The sequence below is a fragment of the Acinetobacter sp. TR11 genome (assembly GCF_027105035.1).
In the GTDB taxonomy this organism is placed as follows: Bacteria; Pseudomonadota; Gammaproteobacteria; order Pseudomonadales; family Moraxellaceae; genus Acinetobacter.
Genome location: NZ_CP114256.1, coordinates 3,137,162 through 3,154,564 on the forward strand (window position 1 = coordinate 3,137,162; position 17,403 = coordinate 3,154,564).

General features: G+C 40.6%; 13 protein-coding genes. 5 read left to right on the forward strand and 8 right to left on the reverse strand.

The features are described from left to right. Positions 1–145: 145 nt before the first annotated feature. From O1450_RS15205 to O1450_RS15215, 3 genes are all read right to left on the reverse strand, one after another. Entirely contained in the window at positions 146–2,122 is a 1,977-nt protein-coding gene (locus tag O1450_RS15205; RefSeq protein ID WP_269229086.1) for a BCCT family transporter, read from the reverse strand. A 153-nt stretch (positions 2,123–2,275) separates the two neighbouring features. Next, positions 2,276–2,971, reverse strand: coding sequence for an ion channel (locus tag O1450_RS15210; RefSeq protein ID WP_269229087.1), 696 nt, complete (start codon positions 2,969–2,971; stop codon positions 2,276–2,278). Positions 2,972–3,016: 45 nt separating this feature from the next. Then, entirely contained in the window at positions 3,017–3,613 is a 597-nt protein-coding gene (locus O1450_RS15215) for a TetR/AcrR family transcriptional regulator (protein ID WP_269229088.1), read from the reverse strand. 85 nt (positions 3,614–3,698) lie between these two features. On the opposite strand from O1450_RS15215, the gene O1450_RS15220 reads away from it, so the two are divergent. After that, positions 3,699–4,907, forward strand: a complete 1,209-nt coding sequence (locus tag O1450_RS15220; protein ID WP_269229089.1) for an oxygenase MpaB family protein — start codon at positions 3,699–3,701, stop codon at positions 4,905–4,907. 50 nt (positions 4,908–4,957) lie between these two features. On the opposite strand, the gene O1450_RS15225 is transcribed toward O1450_RS15220, so the two are convergent. Together O1450_RS15225 and O1450_RS15230 are read right to left on the reverse strand one after the other, a co-directional pair. Beyond that, positions 4,958–6,673 (reverse strand): cation acetate symporter, encoded by a 1,716-nt coding sequence (locus O1450_RS15225; protein ID WP_269229090.1) that lies wholly within the window; start codon positions 6,671–6,673, stop codon positions 4,958–4,960. A gap of 1 nt (position 6,674) precedes the next feature. Next, positions 6,675–7,007, reverse strand: a complete 333-nt coding sequence (locus O1450_RS15230) for a DUF485 domain-containing protein (protein WP_050041932.1) — start codon at positions 7,005–7,007, stop codon at positions 6,675–6,677. A gap of 184 nt (positions 7,008–7,191) precedes the next feature. On the opposite strand from O1450_RS15230, the gene O1450_RS15235 reads away from it, so the two are divergent. Together O1450_RS15235 and O1450_RS15240 are read left to right on the forward strand one after the other, a co-directional pair. Next, entirely contained in the window at positions 7,192–10,686 is a 3,495-nt protein-coding gene (locus O1450_RS15235; protein WP_269230485.1) for a hybrid sensor histidine kinase/response regulator, read from the forward strand. A 313-nt stretch (positions 10,687–10,999) separates the two neighbouring features. After that, positions 11,000–11,761 (forward strand): hypothetical protein, encoded by a 762-nt coding sequence (locus tag O1450_RS15240; protein ID WP_087544549.1) that lies wholly within the window; start codon positions 11,000–11,002, stop codon positions 11,759–11,761. 46 nt (positions 11,762–11,807) lie between these two features. On the opposite strand, the gene O1450_RS15245 is transcribed toward O1450_RS15240, so the two are convergent. The 3 genes from O1450_RS15245 to def form a co-directional block, all read right to left on the reverse strand. Then, positions 11,808–13,919 carry a TonB-dependent copper receptor gene (locus O1450_RS15245; protein WP_269229091.1) on the reverse strand — a complete coding sequence of 704 codons (2,112 nt, stop codon included), beginning with the start codon at positions 13,917–13,919 and terminating at the stop codon, positions 11,808–11,810. 73 nt (positions 13,920–13,992) lie between these two features. Then, a complete protein-coding gene (locus tag O1450_RS15250) occupies positions 13,993–14,430 on the reverse strand; it encodes a DUF2946 family protein (RefSeq protein ID WP_269229092.1) in 438 nt (145 codons plus the stop codon). 23 nt (positions 14,431–14,453) lie between these two features. After that, positions 14,454–14,984 (reverse strand): peptide deformylase, encoded by a 531-nt coding sequence (gene def / locus O1450_RS15255; RefSeq protein ID WP_269229093.1) that lies wholly within the window; start codon positions 14,982–14,984, stop codon positions 14,454–14,456. A gap of 120 nt (positions 14,985–15,104) precedes the next feature. Here def and O1450_RS15260 point away from each other — a divergent pair, with 120 nt between their 5' ends. After that, complete coding sequence (locus tag O1450_RS15260) at positions 15,105–16,256, forward strand: LysM peptidoglycan-binding domain-containing protein (protein WP_269229094.1); 1,152 nt, start codon at positions 15,105–15,107, stop codon at positions 16,254–16,256. A gap of 13 nt (positions 16,257–16,269) precedes the next feature. After that, on the forward strand, positions 16,270–17,400 hold the full coding sequence (dprA, locus tag O1450_RS15265) for a DNA-processing protein DprA (RefSeq protein ID WP_269229095.1): 1,131 nt from the start codon (positions 16,270–16,272) through the stop codon (positions 17,398–17,400). The last annotated feature ends 3 nt before the right edge of the window (positions 17,401–17,403 follow it).

Genomic DNA, 17,403 nt, shown 5'->3' on the forward strand with positions numbered 1-17,403 from the left:
ATTTGGCTTTTATTTTAACCACCTTACTCCATGCAAAAATCTGTCTCTTATTCGATTGATGTTTGAAATTTCACCATCCAAAATAAAAACAACGGCTTTGATCGCTCAAAACCGTTGTTTTCAGTATTGCAATAAGTACTTTCTCTTAAGAAGTACTCCCTCTCACAATATTCAAGAAGTATAGATGACGTTCATATTGATCAATAATGTCTTGGATTAAATCTTCTTGCGTCCAATCCATTACATCATAGTTTTGTCCACCCTCTCTTAAAAAGACTTCTGCTTGGAAGTAATTGGCCTCATCTTCCTCTGCTCGTCCCAACATGAAGCTTGGTGGAACAGTAGAATGTGAGATCACTTTATAAGTGAAGTTAATTTCATGATGATGATCGACATGCAGTTGCAGACCATTTTCGATTTCACGAATCCCCACTTCCAAGTGACGGCGTTTGAATTCACGCTGAATACTTTCAAAAGCCATACGAACTTGTGTGTCGATATAGTGCTGAACTTCAGTTTCAGTATGCGGATAATGCATGATTAAACCTAAACGCTGTTGCCAACTGCGTGGATTATTGATGGCACGTGGCGTAATACGCGCCTCTTGAATGGCATTCATTTTGGTGACATCCAATTTTAAGGCTTTGAGCAAACCCCAACTCATAAATAACATGACCAATGTAAATGGCAATGCACTCATAATAATAGAGGATTGCAATGCAGACAGACCACCAACCAATAGCAGGATAATGGCCAAGGCTGCCATCAATACGGTCCAAAATAGTCTTTGCCATGTTGGAGAGTTTTCAGTCTTAGCTGTGAGATAATCGGTAACCAAAGCACCCGAATCCGCAGATGTTACGAAAAAGAGCATCACCAATACGGTTGCCAGCAAACTCATCACACCCGAAAATGGCAAATGATTTAAAAACTCAAATAAAGCGACTGATGAATCGTGCTGTACTGCTTGAATTAAGGCAACATTATGCTCTTGCATAATGCTAAACAGTGCTGCATTCCCTAAAAACCCCATCCAGATGATGGTAAAACCTGTTGGAATCAGTAACACACCCACAATAAACTCACGGATGGTTCGACCTCGTGACACGCGCGCAATAAACATACCCACAAACGGCGACCATGAAATCCACCATGCCCAATAAAGAATCGTCCAACCGCCAATCCAGCCATTAGGTTGATAGGCATATAGGTTGAAAGTCATGCTAAATAAATTCGAAATATACGATCCTGTATTTTGAATCGTCGTTTGCAGCAAGTAGATACTTGGGCCCGCAATAAATACAAAGGCGAGCAATACTAAAGCCAAGATTAAATTCAGTTCTGAGAGACGTTTTACACCTTTATCAAGTCCTAAAAAAACAGATAAAGATGCTAAAACACTGACAAAAATAATCAGGATTACCTGAACATTGCTGCTTTGCTCAACCCCAAATAGATAATGCAGACCTGAATTGATTTGCGTCACACCAAAACCTAAAGAGGTCGCAACCCCGAAAACCGTACCAATGGTCGCAAAGGTATCAATCCCATCCCCCCAAGGACCATAAATTTTCTTACCAATAATGGGATATAAGGCGGAACGGGTTTTTAACGGCAGATTATGACGATAAGCAAAATAGGCCAAGGCCAATCCAACCATGGCGTAAATTGCCCATGCATGTAAGCCCCAATGGAAAAAGGTAATCCTTAAGGCTTGTTGCGCAGATGCAATACTTTCAGAATCTCCACTCGGTGGGCTGACATAATGCATCACAGGTTCAGCAACACCAAAGAACATCAGACCAATTCCCATTCCTGCGGTAAATAACATGGCAAACCATGAACCATTACTATAATCAGGTTGGCTATGATCGGGTCCTAATTTGATTTTTCCACTGGCAGAACAGGCAATATAAATGAGTAAAATCAGAAAAATAGCGACAGATAAAACATAAAACCAGCTAAAGGAATCTGTAATCCATTGTTTTAACTGTTGGGTGAGAAATTCAAATGAACTGGGTGCGATAATGACAATTGCGATAAAAATCGCAATGATAATCACCGTGCTTAAAAACACGTTTGGATTCACATTCGCAAACTGCGAAGATGGCTTGGAAGGCATAATTCCCCCATATTTTTTTAATGATAACGACAGACCCTAAGGGTCAAATAAGACATTCACAATGTGAACAAAAGCGAGTTTAAATTTTGCAAAAACTCGATATAAATTATAAAAAATGTGAAAAATAAAGCAGTTGTAATGCTGTAACTGTATTTATTCTTTATCGCTCGATTGCTTAGGTAAATGGGCAATATATTGCAATGCAATTAATCGAGAAACTACGACAGCGAGATACATCACCCCACCAAACATTTGTAGCATGGTTAATACTCTAGCGGCTGGGCTAATTGGCATCAAATCAGATAAACCCGTTGCTGATTGCAGACTAAAACTCAGAAATAATAAATCGAGCCAAACTTGTAAATCTTGTGGCTGATTTGGGTTTTGAAAACTATTGGGTAAAAGCAACTGGCAAATACTATATAAAAAGGCGAATGCCCAAGCGATGAGAGTAAAAACTGCACCTGCAGCAAATAATTCATCTTTGGTGAGATAACGATCTGCAAACATATAGCGTAATAATCCATAAGCCGCATAAAAATACGCTAATGCTTCAAAACTATAAGCGATGATTTGGATTGTCGAATTGTCATAGCCAATAAAAATTAAAATTGAAAACAGAAAAGCGCCACTGACAAAGATTAAGCCCCAAAATGTGAATACTGGTGTTTGGCGAATGACCTTAGCAATAATTAAGAGAGCTAAAACACCTAGTGACCAAGTTAAAGCACGATATTCACTATCTCCATAAGTCAACATCGCCATAACTAATAATGCCAATTGCACCAACAACAACCACGCAGAAGGTAATAAACGAAAACCACCCCAAAATTGTTTTAAGCTTTGCATGTTGTTTTCCTTGTGATTGTTATGATTTTCATTAAGTTAATGGCATCACACCGTATCTAAAAAGGCAACAATCATTTTAGAGAGTTCTTGTTGCAAACGTTGTTCTTCAATTAAAAAGGTATTTTTACTGGCATAACGCATCATGGTAAATAAAGTACTGTTAATAATCACAAAAGACTTGTGTTTTAAAGTCTCAAAATCCCAATGGGGGTAGTAACGTCCAAATAAGTACATCCCCACTTCCAAGAAATGCTGCTCCAATACTTGTGCCGCTTCTGAATCACTATAGGTATGCCAATTTTTTAAGATTTCGATAAAAAAACCATGATCTGATTTCAATGATTCAAAACCAAAAGTGATACTTAATGTGATGATGTCTTGAATAGCTGTTTGTTGTTGGAGCATCACTAACTGCTTTAGTGCTTGCCCTAAATTTTCGCTTTTACGTAACAATAGTTCAGCAACAATCTGTTCTTTATTTTCAAAATATTGATAAATTGATCCGACACTTACCCCTGATTTTTCAGAAATTTTAGGTGTAGTTAATTGTAATACACCATATTCAGAAATACATTTTTGCGTTCCCTCCAGAATACTTTCGACGATCATTTTTGCACGTTGCTGCTGGGGTCTTTTTCTCATGTTCAGCCTTTATTAAAACGCGAATTGAATACGAATATTTATTCATATTAAGCTTTGATTAAATAACAATCAAAGGCTTTCTACAATGCAAAGCATCGTTAAACCTAAACGCTTAGCAGCGTTTGAAGACATGATTCAATCGAATATTAAAACCAAAATTCTTGGTTATATGACGCATCAACAAATTCAACCGAATTATCAAGAATATCTCGCCTTGAACACAGCCTTGCAAAGTGGTGATGCACCAATGGATCAACTGCTACTTTGGATACTTCAAAATCCCAAACAGCATCGAAAATATTTTGAAACGGCGCTGTATGAAGGTTTAGATAAGCTGCCGCTTGAAATTCCTGAACTGACTGCCTTCTTCCAGTTGGTGGGACAAAAACCTGATTGGTATGAGCAAACCAAAGTCGATGAAGCACTTAAATTTACCTATCGCCTAGGCATCAATAACGGACTGATCCTACGAGATCTATCGCTAATGACAGGTTATTTGTACCCTGGTTTTAATCAGCCATTGGTTCTTACGGGGGCATTAAAGAAACAGGCGGGAACACGCTTAGCCGAAACAACTAAATGGTGGGTCGATATCACCGAACAAGATGGGTTTGAACGTTTTAGTAAAGGCTTTACCTCCACGATCTTTGTGCGTTTTATTCACTCACTGGTACGCCATCAATTACAAAAATCGGAGAAATGGGATGCCGAGACTTGGGGGCTACCTATTAACCAATATGATCAGGCCATGACCAATATTGCCTTTAGTGGCGTGGTATTGATTGGTATAAGGGCATTGGGGATTTTTCCTAGCGCACAAGAAGTTGATAGTTTTTTACATTTTTGGAAATATGCGGGTTGGTTGATGGGCGTTGAAGAAAAATGGTTAGTGGATAATGAAACTGACGGCTGGAAACTCATGTACTGGATGCAGTTTTCACATCCTCAATCTGATGAGAGCAGTATTTCTTTGGGATCTAGTCTTTCAAAAGAACCCTTTGAACGGAAATATCGTTACTTACGCTCTTTTCAGCAAAAACTAGCCTATAAGCAACACCTCGAAATTACCCAGTTCTTTATTGGTCGCAAGAAAATGCAGAAATTGGGTTTAGCACCTCAGTCAGCCTCATGGTTTGCTTATTATTTAATTGGTCGAAATCTAGCACTTTATACAGGTGCGAAACATATTCCAAAATTAAATCAACTGCTTGAAGAAAAAGGGCGGCATTTGCAACGAATCGGTTTGTCACTCTATCATAATCAAGCTCAACAACTGGCCAGTATGCATCAATAATAGAAAAAGCCCTCAAAATTGAGGGCTGTAATTTTTAGGATTCGATCTATTTAGTGATCAGATGCACCAGAGATACCAATACCTGTTTGTGAACGAACAAACTGAGCATCGAACGCTTTACGCTCTTTCTCTGCACGTGCAGTTTTATCAGTTACTGAGAAGAACCAGCAGCAAAGGAAAGATAATGGCATCGCGAAAATTGCAGGGCCATTGAATGGATTCACTGGAGTATCTGAAAGTTTCAAGGTGTCAACCCAAACCGCTTTAGACAGAATGATTAGGGTTACAGCAGTCACTAGACCAACAACACCACCGATCACCGCACCGCGTGTCGTTAAACCTTTCCAGAACATAGACAATACAAGTACTGGGAAGTTTGCACAACATGCAACAGAGAATGCTAAACCAACCATGAACGCAACGTTTTGTTTTTCGAACAAAATCCCTAGAATCATGGCAAAGATTGCTAAACCTAAAGTCGCAATTTTTGACATACGTAATTCAGATTGAGGCGTTGTTTGACCTTTTTTGAATACGTTTGCATATAAGTCATGTGAAATCGCAGATGCGCCTGAAAGTGTTAAGCCTGCAACTACAGCGAGAATCGTTGCGAATGCAACCGCTGAGATGAAGCCCATGAACAAGTCACCACCGACTGCATCACTTAAGTGAACCGCAGCCATGTTGTTACCACCAACCAACTCTAATTTACCTGTTACCGCTGCTTTCGCAACATCAAGGAATTGAGGGTTGTTTGAAACGAATAAGATCGCACCGAAACCAATGATGAAAGTTAATAGATAGAAGTAACCAATAAAGCCTGTTGCAACAACAACTGATTTACGTGCTTCTTTAGCATCTTTAACCGTAAAGAAACGCATTAAGATATGTGGTAAGCCCGCAGTACCAAACATTAATGCAAGACCAAGTGATAAAGCATCAATCGGGTTTGCAGCCAATTTACCAGGCCCCATGATTTTTGCAGCTTCATCCCAGCTAATGCTGTGAGATTGGCTATACACACCAATCGCTTGATTGAACATGTTTGAAAAACTAAAGCCAACAGCTTTCATCACCATGAATGCCATGAATGTTGCACCACTGAGTAACATTACGGCTTTAATGATTTGTACCCAAGTGGTTGCTAACATACCACCAAAAATTACGTATGCCATCATCAACAAACCGACGATTACAACCGCAATATTATAGTTCAAACCAAAAAGTAATTTGATTAACTGACCTGCTCCTACCATTTGAGCAATCAGATAAAATGCAACCACAACTAAAGAACTTAATGCAGCTAAGGTACGAACTGGTTTTTCTTCCAAACGGAAAGAAACTACATCAGAAAGATTATATTTACCTAAGTTACGTAAACGTTCAGCAACAAGGAAAAGTACGATTGGCCAACCGACCATGAAACCAAGTGAATAGAGCAAACCATCAAAGCCTGAACTGAACACAAGTGCTGAAATACCGAGGAACGATGCGGCTGACATATAGTCACCTGCAATCGCTAAACCATTTTGGAAGCCACTAATTCCACCACCTGCGGTATAGAAATCAGCTGTATTCGTGGTTTGTTTTGCTGCCCACTTAGTAATAAACAAAGTGAAACCAACAAAAATGGTGAACATGATGATTGCATGCCAGTTTGTTGCCTGTTGCTCTGCTGCACCTAAATCAGGGCTAGCAAATGCAACGTGAGAACAACATAGGCTTGCAAGCGCGAACAGTTTCGCTTTGAATGACGTCCCTTTCATCTCAGTGCATCCCTTTTTCATGTGTGATTGCCTCAACTTCCTTGAGAGCCTCTTCATTCAACTGATCAAGTGTATTATTGGCGATGTATGAATAGACACCACACAATAAAAATGACAGTACGATAATGCCTAAACCGAGGGGCATGCCCCATGTTGTTACACCACCACTAAAAGAACTTGCTAGGAACTCTTTGTTATAGCCAACTAAAAGCATAAATCCGACATAGATAAACAACATGATTGCTGTTAATGTCCAACTTAATGTACGTTTTTTGCTGACCATTTCTTGAAACTTTGGATTGTGTAGAATGCGTTCTACCTGTGAGTCATCCATCATTAACTCCTTATTTTTGTGTCCAGCCGTGGACCCCTTTTTACTAGGGATTTTTCATTATTTAAATTAACAAGATTATGCTTGACTCGTAACTTAGACTTTGGTCTCTAAATACAAATCTCTGCTCATAACCCTTTTGATGCTTCGGGTATGATAGAAAATGGAGTTTGATCACGTGAGCAATATGAACAATTGGCTTATTATTGGGGTACTTGCCCTATATATCGTGCTGTTATTTGGCTGTGCTTTTTTTGGAGAAAAACATGCCAGTCGCTTAAGCACACGTGGTCGTATGTTGATGTTCAGCTTAACTTTAGGCGTATATTGTTCATCTTGGACATTTTACGGCGCAACAGGTGCAGCAGTCCGTGAAGGTATTATTTTCCTCCCGATCTATCTAGGTCCGTTGCTATTTATTTGGTTTGGTTACGATATTTGGAAACGTTTGGGTCGGATTCGACAGCATCATGCGATTTCGTCAATTGCCGATTTCGTTGCTGCTCGCTATGGCAAAAGTGGCAGCTTAGCGGCACTAGTCACCATTCTTGCAGTGATTGCAATTATCCCTTATCTCGCTTTGCAATTAAGAGCGATTGCATTGAGTGCCTCCGTTGTACTCGAACAGAATGCACATGTTCATACCACCACAAATAGTGTGTTATTACTTACAGCAGTACTTGCGATTTTGGCTATGATTTTTGGCACTCGGCATATTGCACATACCGAACAACACGGCGGCTTAATGCTTGCAGTCGCTTTTGAATCTTTTGTGAAACTGTTTGCGTTACTCAGTGTTGCAGTTTTTTTCTTATTCCAATCCCCCGAAAATATCAAACAAGTCAGCAATGATATCACTCAACATTTTCAAGATTTGCAACAATTAGGGGTTCCTGAAACCTTCTGGGTACAAACCTTACTCGCTGCGCTAGCTATGATCTGTTTACCGCGACAGTTTCATGTTGCCGTAGTCGAATTGCGTGATGAAAAACATATTCGTGGCGCAAGACGTTGGTTTGCAGCGTATTTGATTTTGACCATCATGGCGATTATTCCTATCGCCAGTTGGGCCTTACACTCCCTTCCTGATACATTAGGTACACCTGATATTGCGGTATTGGCCTTACCACTCAGCTATCAACAAGATTGGTTGGCATTACTCGCTTTTTTAGGTGGTTTCTCTGCTTCAACAGGTATGTTACTGGTTGCCTCAGTCGCACTTTCTATCATGCTCAGTAATGATTTAATTATGCCTGCTTTATGGCACTTTAAGATTATCTCTCGACACGACCAACAATTACCCAAAGTACTCAAACTGACTCGAAGAATTAGTATTATCAGTGTGATGTTACTGGGTTTTTTATTCTTCCACTTTTTTAATGACATTAATCAATTATCAGTATTTGGCCTATTGGCTTTTAGCGCAGTTGCGCAATTTTCGCCAGCCCTCATCGGTGGTTTATATTGGCGTGGTGCAAGCCGTCAAGGTGTCTATGTCGGTCTGATCATAGGCTTCATAATGTGGAGCTACACACTATTATTTCCTACTTTGTTGCGTAGCCTCCCAGAACAATATCAAGCGTTCGCACAACATTTATTATTGTTTGGGCCTTTCGATATTAATAGCTTACGTCCAGAAGCTTTACTTGGTTTTGAATCTTTTGCACCATTGACCCATGGTGTCATGTGGTCTTTGGGACTGAATATTATTTGCTATATTTGGGGTTCTCGTTTGTATCGCCCAAGTGTTGCGGAACAGATTCAGGCTGAAAGCTTTTTCTACTATGAAAGCAAACCTTTACCCTCTACCCAGACAAACCTTGATTTAACCGATTTACCGCAAAATGCAGCGCGGCTCAAAGTTGGCGATCTATTGGCTTTGGCTAAACGTATTACAGGTGATCGCCCTACAACACAAGCGTTCCAGCAATTTTGTGAACAAAATCATGTCGTACTCAATGAAAATCATGTTGCAAATGGCATGTGGTGGCGCTTCACTGAACAATACTTGGCAGGCATTATTGGTGCTGCATCAGCACGTACTTTGCTCACCACTGCCATGATCAATAATGGATTAGCACTGGGGCAAGTCGCGAATATTCTCGATCAAGCTTCACAATGGCAACGCTTTAACCAAAACCTTTTGATGACCATGATCGACCACATGACTCAAGGGGTGAGTGTTGTTGATAAAAATATGTGTTTGGTTGCATGGAACAATCAATATCTTACCTTATTTGATTATCCTAAAGACCTTGTTTATGTCGGTTGTCCAATTGCAGATTTAATTCGATATAACGCAGAACGTGGAGAATGTGGACCCGGTTCAGTTGAAGAACATGTCCGTAAACGAATTCACTGGATGAAAGTCGGTAGCGCCCATGAATTTGAACGTATTCGTAAAGATGGCTTGGTCATTCAAATGCGCGGTAATCCTATTGAGGGTGGAGGATTCGTCACAACCTTCGCCGATATTACTGCGTTCCGCGAGAATGAAGCGATTCTTGAAGAAAGAGTGAGTGATCGAACTCAACAGCTTGCAAATGCACTAACTGAACAGCAACTTGCCCGTGAACAAGCCGATAAAGCCAATCAATCTAAAAGTCGATTTTTGGCAGCGGCCAGTCACGATTTACTGCAACCGATGCATGCAGCACGTTTGTTCAGTACAGCATTAGAACAGAGTGTCAGCTCAACTGAAGATCAACAAACCTTACAACAACTTGATCGCGCACTGTATGGTGCTGAAAGCATGCTCTCTGCCCTACTCGATATTGCCCGTTTAGAAGGTGGAACCATCCAACCAAAACGCCAAGCCTATTCATTACATGACCTCTTAAATGATCTTGAATTGCAATTTAAATCAATTGCAGCGCAGCGTAATATTCAACTGTCTGTACACGATACTCAATTCTGGGTTGATACCGATCCACAATGGATGCGACGAATTATTCAGAATTTCGTTAGTAATGCATTGCGTTATACAGCACAAGGTCGTGTCGTTATTGGTGTATTACGTTCTGCACAAAGACCAAACCATATTCGAATCGGTGTTTGGGATACAGGACCTGGCATCAATGAACAACAACGGGTGAAATTATTCCAAGAATTTGAGCGTTGCGGGCATACCTCACCTTGGGGTGAACAAGGACTTGGTCTTGGTCTTGCGATTGTTCAACGTATGACGAGCCTGCTCGATTTTCCAGTGCATGTCTATTCAGAATTAGGCAAAGGTTCTTGCTTTATGATCGAAGTACCGCTAGCCGAAGCACCAAAAATTCAAGTGACTACAGCGCATGTGACCGCACTGCAACATACTGCATATAAAGTGCTTTGTTTAGACAATGATGAAACTATTTTACAAGGTATGCAGACTTTATTAAGCAAATGGGGCTATCAAATTTTTACAGCAACTGAGCCATCGGAAGCACTAAAAATAATTGAACAAGAAGATATTCAAGTGTGGTTAATCGATCAGCATTTAAATCATGATCAACGGGGATTAGATTTTATTGAACAATATCGACCTGCACATATTCCAGTTGCATTAATTACAGCAGATTCTGATCCTGAGTTGCCTCAATATTTGAAACAGCAAAATATTGTTCTATTGAAAAAACCGCTCAAACCAGCGGGATTACGTGCTTGGCTTTCTGGTTTAAAAATTATGCCGATGAGCTAAATGGCAAAATATTTTGAAACATAGGCAAAAACCATCAAAAAAAGAGTGCTGAAATGACAAAAAATTGACCAAAGTGCTCAAAAGCTTATTGGCTATGGCAAAAACGTTCACTTACACTAGTGAACGTTTGTACACTTACTTACAATTAATTAAGATATTGTTTTTATTAATAAATATTACCACAAAAACCACATCTACAACTTTAGTCGTATTCTAGTTGTTTTCTGAATAACGCATAAATTGATCAAAATGATAGGAACCTATGTCTTTGCTGTTTTAGGTTTCTAACACAATCGCCATAAAGGACATGATCATGAATAGCAATCAAGCCACTTCAGAACATAACGAGTTACAGTTTTATCGCCAATACAGTGCAAATGCATTATTACCAGAGCTCAACTGGCAGGATATTTTTGTACAGAGCAACTTAGATGATACTCATCTAAAAGCATTGAATACACTTTATCAAGCAGCCGTCCCCCTTGCCCTCAATGTATTCCATGAGCTGAATTTTGATGTATTTGCACCAGCAGCTTATCAGCCACAAGGTCTAGGACTATTTGAAAAACTAGCGTTGCAAGAACAAAAATTCTTGGATGTATTAGAAACAGAATCCGCTCATTTAGATCATGAAACACGTCATCAAATGTGGAGTATGCTACTTCGTGGTGGTGCCGTGTTAGTCTTTAAAGCATGGTTAGGTCATGTCAAAGATGGCGAAAATCAACTGGATAAAAGTCAGTTCGATGAACTATCAGATTTATTATTTATTAAAACTCGCCCAGAGCAATTAGCACAGCGTTTAAACGTAGATGCCAATGCAGAACTGACACACATTTTTTTGATGCATGAAAACGATGTATTTTTAGATCATTTCAATAGCTTGGAAACAGCGGCTTTATTTGTAGATTTAGGTGTGTATGACGCTGCTTTCTTAAGTTTACGTGATGATCGCGTCGCAGAATATCTCATCGCAAAAAACTATGTAACTCAAGAACAAATTGATGATTTGCAGTGTGCATTAAATCCATTGTATTGCGATAGTTTGATGCCTAAGCAAGACTGTTTGGCTTAACTTAAAAATAAAAACAAGGTGGAAAACCCACCTTGTTTTTTGTTAATTAGAACTTCATGCTCATACGCATCCAGTAATTTCGACCCGTATTATTGAATTGCTCTTCACTGGCAAAACCAAAACCCGAACTACCGGCTTTATTGAGGTGCTCGGTATAGGTCTTATCCAAAACGTTATCTATTCCTACAGAAAGATCGACATTTTTATTAAGACTATAACTACCATTCAATGAAATCGTTGAGAAACCTGCACTTGGTTTCAAGTCATAACCGACGATGTTACCTTGATGCAAACTAATGCGATTTTGCTGATCCACCACGCGCCACAACATACCGAGCGTATATTTATCAGCGACATAACGTAGATTTACACGCCCTTCTAAGGGTGCAATTTGTGGCAACGGAGTATTATCCGTGGTATTTTTCCCCCACGCATACATCGCACTTACATCCGCTTGAATGTGATCAGTAAATTGATAACCAATCCCTACCTCAGCACCCGCAATGGTTGCATCCACATTCTTCGCGCCAGCAGTAATGTCACTGCTACCATGCCCGCCATGTCCACCTGCATGCATATGGCTATGATCGTGATAATTCATCAGAATATAGTCATCAATCAGCCCTGCGTATGCCGACACCCATGAGTTAAATGCCCCCTGCTGCTGAGTGAAACCCAGATCTAACTGCAAGGTTTTCTCTGGGCGTACCCCATTAAAGGTATTGCTTGAACCAGCATTACCATGCTCAGGACTGAATAACTCCCAATAATCTGGCATACGTTCGACATAGCCCAAACCCACATAACTGTTCAAGCCATGCTCGACATTTTGATTTTCCAAACGAACAAAAGCACTTGGTAAAGTTTTTTCAAGCTGGGTATTGAAGCCCTTATTTTTAGAATCAGCACGCTCATCATCAACAGTGACTTGGTCTACGCGAGCACCTGTCACGATCTTATTCTGCGGATTCAATTGATAAGTCAACTCACTAAAAGCACCATAAGACTGGAAGCGCATATCCTGACGGAAGGGTACATTCATCGATGGCATGGTCGGCGAGAACATACTGCCGCCATGTTTATTAAACTGAGAATCGACCCCAGTCATTAAACTCCATTGATTCCATTCAGAAGTCATGGCCAAACGCGAGTTCAAGGTACGGCGTGTCACTTGCATGGCCATCGGGTTTGGCATCAACATGCTGTGTCCACCATGTTGCATTTCAACCAATGGTGGTGTGCGCAAACTATAATTATCCATGATATGGTCGTTATAGCTGTAATTCACCTGAGCTTCAATTTTCTTGATTATATCAGTGACATTCTTCTTTTCAAAACGCAGACCTAAACTTTCACGGGCGAATTGTGCACCATCCATTCCACGCCCAGCATATTCAGCCTCACCATCCGCTTTACCACCTGTCAACTCAAGCCAAGTGTTTTCATCTGGTGTCCAGCCCAATGCAACATCGGCATTCCAGCGTTCCCATGAAGAAGGTATGGTGTTGCCATCCCCATCTCGATAACTATTCGATTCAGAACGGTTGGCATTTAAGCGGATATATTTTTTCTCGTCACCAATCGCCGCTTCAACATTCTGATCTAAACGCCCAAATGACCCCCACAATACACTCGCCTGTCCACGATATGGTTTTTCTTGCGTGAGTTTTTCAGGTTCACGTTCAAAAATCACTGTTGCTGCTGAACCAGTATTAGCATATTGAACCGTTTGTGGCCCTTTAATCACTGAAATCCGATCATAGCTTTCAGGAGAAATATAAGAGGTCGGTGCATCCATACGTGCAGGACATGCACCAAGATTCTCCGTACCATCGGTTAAAATCTTGATGCGGGAGCCAAACATACCGCGGAAAGTCACATCTCCATTGGTACCACCGCTTTGTATTGAGTTAAACCCCATAATACTTTGTAGATAGTCGGCACCATCTGTCGCAGGGATGGGTTGAATCGGTTTCTTAGGATCGGCTTGCACCACTAAACCATTGCTCTCATTCGGTTGTTGTGCAGTGACCACAATCGGTGCCAGTGAGACATGTGCCTGCTCATGCTGAACAGGTTCTGCCCACGTCATTGCGGTATTTGAAGCAGCAAGAATCGCAAGTACTAGTGGTTGTAATAAAAATTTAGGTTGAGCCATGATCGGTCTCTCTTAAAACATAAGTAAAACTAGGCTAGAGTTTTGAAAACCCTAATAAAATTGACGTTTTAATTTATGCAAAGAGTGGCGGTGCTCGCCCTTGAGGCAATAAAAACAGCCGTTGCAGTGCAAAATAAACATGCTTAAATGCCTGTTGATACGCAACTAAACGGATTTGGATTCGAACTAAAACCTCTTTCACGCCGAATTCAGGCGGTAATACCAAATTGGCATACACCGTACAGTATTGACACTGGTGATTTGGATCGTGATGGTCATGTTTCGACATCAAGCTTTGATGTTGTTCAAGCTGATGTGAATGATGATGCATATTGTGCGATACAGACTGCTGTTCAGATTTTAATTTAGGCAACAATAACGCTTGGGTAATCGTTTCACAGACAGGTGCAATCTGATATTGCTTCGGAAGCAGTGGCTGCAAAAACACCGCAATCTGTAAACAGACTGCGGTGAATGCAAGCATTAAACCACTACGAAGCAATAAAGGCATTTAAACAGACCTAATATAATTTCTTAACGTTTAACCGCAACTTTTTCTTTATCGCGTTGACGTACAACTTTTTCAACTTTCTCACGTGCACGTTGACGTTTCAATGGCGATAAATAGTCTACAAACAGTTTTCCATTTAAGTGATCCATTTCATGTTGGATACAAACTGCGAGAAGTTCGTCAGCTTCTAATTCAAATGGTTGACCTTCAAGGTTAATTGCCTCGATTTTTACACGTGACGGACGCGCAACTTTATCGTATATTTGAGGCACAGAGAGACAGCCTTCTTCGTACGGCTGCGTCTCTACGGTCAGTGGAGTGACTTTGGGGTTAATGAACACCATCGGTTGGTTTTTCTCTTCAGAGATGTCCATAACAATAAGCTGAATATGATGATCAACCTGAGATGCCGCTAAACCTATACCCGGTGCCTCATACATGGTTTCAAACATATCTGCTGCAAGCTGACGAATATCATCAGTGACTTCTTCGACTGGCTTAGCAATGGTTCGAAGACGGGGATCAGGAAAACTTAAAATAGGTAATAAGGCCATACCGTTCCTCATTTATGCCATTGATCAGAAAACCAACTGAAGGGAATGCTTGATCAAAAAATTGTGTGTAAGGTCGTTATTATAACGCAACTACACACATAATTTTTAGGAATTATGATAATGAAAAAGGTTTTAAACGGCATACCATCATTTCATGCCTTGGGGTTAAAAAAACAACTGATTGCTGCTGCAATTTGTGCAGGATTAGGCATGAGCATAAACCTTACTCATGCGGCAAGCCCTAATGCAAACCCACCATCCGTAAAAGCGGGTGCACCACATGTCTATGTGGTGAAAAAAGGGGATACGCTTTGGGATATTTCAGGCAAATTTTTAAGCAAGCCTTGGCGCTGGCCTGAAATTTGGGCAAGCAATAAACATGTCAAGAATCCACATTGGATTTATCCTGATGATCGCTTACTACTTTGTAGTTTGAACGGTAAGCCACTCATTGGTAAAGATGAAGGCGATGGTTGTGATGGTATCATTCGCCGTTACTCTGGCAGTGGATCTACTTTACGTCCAAAAGTTCGTATTGAGGCGCTCAATAATAGTGTTCCTGTAATTCCACTGGCACATATTCAACAATGGTTAGAACGTACCTCTATTCTTCCAGCGAATTCGATTGCAAATACCCCATATGTATTGGGTACAGCAGATAATCGTGTGTTGGCTGGTAAAGGTCAGAACATTTATGTTCGTGGTCAAGGTATCGAAAATGGTCAACGTTATGGCGTATACCGTGAAGGCGAACCGTATATCGTGCTTGATGAAAAAGGGAAGAAACAGAATCTAGGTGTTGAGCTCACGCAAGTCGCTTCTGGTGTTGCGATTACCAATGAAAAAGACATTACTACCTTTGAATTAACTGATAGTTATAATGGTGAAGTACGTCGTGGCGACCGCATCATGCTTGAACAAGATGCGATGTTACCTACTTTATTCTATCCAACTGAACCAAATCAGGTGAAAGATGGTGGTAAAGTCATCCGCGTGATGGGATCTCTGGGTACAGCAGCAAAAAATGGTGTTGTCACCGTTGATCGTGGTACAACGGATGGGATTGAAATCGGACAAGTCTTTAGTGCTTACCAAGATGGCGAAACTGTACGTGATCCAAAAACCAAAGAAAATGTGAAATTACCAGGGCAATATGTTGGTAGCATCATGATCTTCAAGAGTTTTGACCGCATCAGTTACGCTTATGTATTAGAGAGCGAATTACCAATTAAACTTGGTTCAAATATCAAGCCGCCTCGTCTTGATAACTAAACGCTAGTTAGAAATGTTGAATCAGTTACTACCCCATCATTATCATACTGTGTTGGTGTGGTATCTGGTTCAACACTCGCTTTCTAGTTTTCAAAAAATTCGAAACTATTTCGGTAGTTGTACGGAAGCAGTCCAAACACATCGCCTTTCTGAATGGCAACAGCTCGGTTTACACAAAAATCATTTAAAACGTCTAGAAGAATTCCAAACCCCACATGGGAAACAGCAATTTGACCACATGGTTCAATTGATTTGTCAGCATACTGATTTTATTTTAACCCCTGAAGATATCGACTACCCTACTCAACTTTTACCTTATTCAGATCATCCTCCAATTTTATTTGGTCAAGGTCAAGCTCAAGCATTATTACAACCCCAAATTTCCATGGTTGGCAGTCGTAAACCGAGTCCTCACGGGAGACAGGTTGCCTATGATTTTGCTTATTATTTAAGTGAAAAAGGATTTTACATCAGCAGTGGTTTAGCGCATGGAATTGATGAAGCAGCCCATCGTGGTGGCTTAGCCCATCATCGAACAATCGCTGTGACAGGAACAGGCTTAGATACAGTTTATCCTTCGCAGAACATCAAACTTGCACAACAGATTACTCAATCAGGTGCGATTGTCACCGAGTTTCTCCCGACGACAATGCCTTTGCAACAGCATTTTCCACGTCGTAATCGTATTGTTAGTGGTTTAAGTCTTGGTGTGGTGGTTGTAGAAGCGGCATTAAAGAGTGGCTCACTCATAACTGCAAATGAGGCAGCAAATCAAGGAAAAATGGTATTTGCTATTCCAGGGCACATTTATAGTGAGCATCATCAAGGCTGTCATCAATTAATTCGTGAAGGTGCAACCTTGGTCGATCATCCTGAACAAGTCATTGAAGACTTAGCTTTACCTACACAATGGCAAGTACAACAACAAATTTCCGAAGAACCTGTAACCATCACGCCAAGCTTACCAACACATTTGATTGCTCTTTATCAAAGTCTTGACTGGGTTGGACAAGACTTGGATGAACTTTCTCAACGTCATCCAATTCCGATTGCAGAACTCACAGCCCAATTAATGGAATTAGAATTACTCGGTTTCTGTATACAACAGGGCGGTCGCTATTTACGTTGTCGTCCAATTCATTAAAAT

Coding starts and splice junctions, on each gene's coding strand:
- O1450_RS15205 (WP_269229086.1), bottom strand. CDS start 2,122: ATGCCTTCCAAGCCATCTTCGCAGTTTGCGAATGTGAATCCAAACGTG.
- O1450_RS15210 (WP_269229087.1), bottom strand. CDS start 2,971: ATGCAAAGCTTAAAACAATTTTGGGGTGGTTTTCGTTTATTACCTTCT.
- O1450_RS15215 (WP_269229088.1), bottom strand. CDS start 3,613: ATGAGAAAAAGACCCCAGCAGCAACGTGCAAAAATGATCGTCGAAAGT.
- O1450_RS15220 (WP_269229089.1), top strand. CDS start 3,699: ATGCAAAGCATCGTTAAACCTAAACGCTTAGCAGCGTTTGAAGACATG.
- O1450_RS15225 (WP_269229090.1), bottom strand. CDS start 6,673: ATGAAAGGGACGTCATTCAAAGCGAAACTGTTCGCGCTTGCAAGCCTA.
- O1450_RS15230 (WP_050041932.1), bottom strand. CDS start 7,007: ATGGATGACTCACAGGTAGAACGCATTCTACACAATCCAAAGTTTCAA.
- O1450_RS15235 (WP_269230485.1), top strand. CDS start 7,192: ATGAACAATTGGCTTATTATTGGGGTACTTGCCCTATATATCGTGCTG.
- O1450_RS15240 (WP_087544549.1), top strand. CDS start 11,000: ATGAATAGCAATCAAGCCACTTCAGAACATAACGAGTTACAGTTTTAT.
- O1450_RS15245 (WP_269229091.1), bottom strand. CDS start 13,919: ATGGCTCAACCTAAATTTTTATTACAACCACTAGTACTTGCGATTCTT.
- O1450_RS15250 (WP_269229092.1), bottom strand. CDS start 14,430: ATGCCTTTATTGCTTCGTAGTGGTTTAATGCTTGCATTCACCGCAGTC.
- def (WP_269229093.1), bottom strand. CDS start 14,984: ATGGCCTTATTACCTATTTTAAGTTTTCCTGATCCCCGTCTTCGAACC.
- O1450_RS15260 (WP_269229094.1), top strand. CDS start 15,105: ATGAAAAAGGTTTTAAACGGCATACCATCATTTCATGCCTTGGGGTTA.
- dprA (WP_269229095.1), top strand. CDS start 16,270: ATGTTGAATCAGTTACTACCCCATCATTATCATACTGTGTTGGTGTGG.